General features: G+C 55.1%; 1 pseudogene. It reads right to left on the bottom strand.

From position 1 onward, the window contains the following. Positions 1-256, bottom strand: a pseudogene (locus EOD29_RS33150) (ABC transporter substrate-binding protein); the annotation flags it as partial.

Raw genomic sequence — 256 nt, 5'->3', positions numbered from 1 at the left:
GCTTGGTCTCGTCATTGTGGTTCAGGTTGAAGATGAAATTCATCACATTGGCTTCGGTCGAAGTCAGCGTGTAGAAATCATAGCCGCCCTGCTCACGTGCATCGTAGAGAACCGATTTGTTGTTCGGCGTGGCGATATACTGGTCCATCAGGTCGACTTCGCCCTGCATGGCCTTCAGCAGCAGACCCTGCGGGTCGGCGACCATCTGGTAGACGATACGGTCCATATAGGGCAGCTGGTTGCCCTCGGTGTCGAC

Source organism: Mesorhizobium sp. M1A.T.Ca.IN.004.03.1.1, from assembly GCF_003997555.1.
Classification (GTDB): Bacteria; Pseudomonadota; Alphaproteobacteria; order Rhizobiales; family Rhizobiaceae; genus Mesorhizobium.
The sequence above is the reverse complement of the archived record's forward strand: the minus strand, read 5'-3'. Positions and strand labels throughout refer to the sequence as shown.